Below are 913 nucleotides of genomic sequence, written 5' to 3'. Positions count from 1 at the left end.
CTCCCCGCGCTCGTCCGGGAGGCGCTTCCGCAGGACGATCCGCGCCGCACGGTGATCACCGGTCACTCGGCGGGCGGTCACCTCGCGCTGTGGGCGGCGGCCCGGCACGTCCTCCCCAAGGACGCCCCCTGGCGCACCGACGCCCCCGCCGCGCTGCGCGGTGTGGTCGCCCTCGCCCCGATCGCCGACTTCACGGTCGCCGAGAAGCTCGCCGTGTGCGAGGGGGCGGCGGGTCAACTCCTGGGTGGAGAAGCCAAGTTCGCGGAACGGCTGCCGTACGCGGATCCGACGCTCCTGCTTCCCACCGGCATCGCGACCACGCTGGTCCAGGGCCGCGCCGACGTCGATGTCCCGCAGGCGGTCGCCGAGTCGTACGCGGACGCGGCGGCGAAGTCCGGCGAGGTCGTGGGCCTCACGCTCCTTGAGGACGTCGGCCATTTCCCCCTGATCGACCCGGCGGCGGACGCGTGCGCGGTGGTGGCGGAGGAGATCGCACAGCTGGCGTGGTGAGCGACTTCTCCCACCCGGGTCATACCCGTAGTACCTGAGAGCTACGGCGCAGGTGAGTTCCCTGGCGGGACGCGGACGACGTGCGCGGATCCGTAATTTCCCTTCCAGATCGGCCCGACGGCGGCCGGAGCGGGAGGGGAGACGGGTATGGGGCTGGGCAGGGGGGTGGTCGGCGCCTGGGCGGAGACCGGGGCTGCCGGTGCCGGTGCTGAGAGCGATACGGCGGTAGCCGAACCGGTGGGGAGTGGTCCGGCATCGGACGCCGGCGCCCCGCGCTTTCGCAACAGGTCTCGGCGTAGCGGCAGTTGGCGTCGCGCGCTCCTCGCTGCGCTCGTCATAGGCGCTGTCGTGATCCCCCTCTCGGCCGCGGCCCGGCCCGAGATCCCCGCCCCTGTTCCGGCCG

Annotated in this window: 1 protein-coding gene; it reads left to right on the top strand. The window is 73.4% G+C overall.

From position 1 onward, the window contains the following. Positions 1-510: alpha/beta hydrolase family protein (locus R6V09_RS53985; protein WP_317888673.1), on the top strand; the 510-nt coding region annotated here is incomplete at its 5' end. Between the last annotated feature and the right edge of the window lie 403 nt (positions 511-913).

The sequence above is a fragment of the Streptomyces sp. W16 genome (assembly GCF_033194735.1).
Classification (GTDB): Bacteria; Actinomycetota; Actinomycetes; order Streptomycetales; family Streptomycetaceae; genus Streptomyces.
This window is presented reverse-complemented; position numbering and strand designations above follow the sequence as displayed.